Origin of the sequence: Herbaspirillum chlorophenolicum, from assembly GCF_001189955.1 — a bacterium.
Lineage (GTDB): Bacteria > Pseudomonadota > Gammaproteobacteria > Burkholderiales > Burkholderiaceae_D > Herbaspirillum > Herbaspirillum chlorophenolicum.
This window is the reverse complement of the sequence record NZ_LFLT01000145.1, coordinates 1-1,407: the sequence shown is the minus strand read 5'-3', so window position 1 is coordinate 1,407 and position 1,407 is coordinate 1. Positions and strand designations below refer to the sequence as shown.

Here is a 1,407-nt window from a genome sequence, read left to right as displayed (position 1 = left end):
GGCCATTGATCCCGCAGGCCGAACAGTGCAGCCCCTGGAGCCTGGATGGCGGCAGGAAGGTCAATTTCACAGTCTTACCCCATGACGCATCGGGAGCCGTTACCAAGCTTCGCGAGCTGATCAATTCGATGGTGCCAGAGCAGAACTCTTGGCGCACACAGTCGTAGCTTCGCTCCGGCACATCAGCCAGGAGTAGACGCAAAAGATGGCTGTTCTTACGAGAATATTGAACTGACCATATCCCGCCGCACGCATGGACTGTTAAGGACTTCCGTGATCTGGACACGTACATGAAGGATGTGATCAGCAAGTCAAAATGAATCGACTCAGTCTTCGCATAGACGTCTGCAATCGGCCCGGGTCTGTCGTTCAGAAAAATAGAATCCCGTATAGATCCGCAGCTTTTCGCCTATGAGACCTCCAGCAATGAAATTCAAAAGCAACTTGGAAGCGCTTTTGCTGAGCGACCCATACAGACTAAGGCTTCTGAAGATCGTAGCGACATTGTCCCTGCCGGATTGGTGGATAGGCGCTGGCTTTGTAAGAAACGCCGTATGGGATGCCATCCACGGTTTTGCAAACCGCCCTCATCTGTCTGATCTTGATGTTTTATGGTTTGATTCTTCTCGAAGTTCCCCGAAAATCGATCAGGAGCTGGAAAGCCATCTGGTGGCTATGGATAGTACGGTCCGATGGTCCGTCAAAAATCAGAGCAGAATGCATTTAAGAAACGGCGACGAGGCCTATCAATCGTCGACTGATGCTATGCGCTTTTGGCCCGAGACAGCGACGGCCATAGGAGTGCGATGGGAAGAAAATGAAGGTATCCAGATAGCAGCTCCGTTTGGACTGGATGATCTTTACGAAGGAGTAATTCGCCCTACACCTAGATTTCAATTGGAGAAGAAGCACATTGTGGAGAACCGAGCTCTTACAAAAGGTTGGCTTCAACAATGGCCCAAATTGCGCATGGTATCTTCGTAGGCTGCAAGCGCCCCATTCGCCTATAGTCTGCTTCCGGCCAGAAGCGGTCGTAATTAATGAACATACCGTCGAGAGGAATTCGAAGTGAAAGTTGGGCTTAACGCAAACGCAACAGATTTAGACACCAACGAGATTGGGTGGAAGTTAAGACCGATTTTTAAAGATTTAAGCGAACGTCTTGAAGGTGATTATGGTGGCGTAATTGAACATTTATGGATCGATCTGGAGCTCGTTGAAAGTTGGTCGAAGAAAGATGGAACAGCACGCCATCGCTTTCGATTTCAGAAACGTGTATCTGGCAGTCCCCCCTCAACGTGTAAGGGAATGCGGTCTTTGCCTGATTGGCATAATGTAGGGCATTTTAGTGTCAGGCCAGACTTCTCATTTCTGTTGTCGCTTCCGTTGGAAAACGTCGACTCCTAT

2 protein-coding genes are annotated in these 1,407 nt (G+C 49.3%); both read left to right on the top strand.

Going from position 1 to position 1,407, the window contains the following annotated elements; all coding sequences use genetic code 11:
- The first annotated feature begins 426 nt into the window (after positions 1-426).
- Positions 427-984: a nucleotidyltransferase family protein gene (locus AKL28_RS23590; protein ID WP_050470706.1), complete on the top strand. Its 558-nt coding sequence runs from the start codon at positions 427-429 to the stop codon at positions 982-984.
- 84 nt (positions 985-1,068) lie between these two features.
- The coding region (locus tag AKL28_RS25230; protein WP_231602684.1) for a hypothetical protein at positions 1,069-1,407 on the top strand (339 nt) is incomplete at its 3' end.

Excerpts from the sequence above, each read along its gene's own strand:
- AKL28_RS23590 (WP_050470706.1), top strand. The coding sequence starts at position 427 with ATGAAATTCAAAAGCAACTTGGAAGCGCTTTTGCTGAGCGACCCATAC.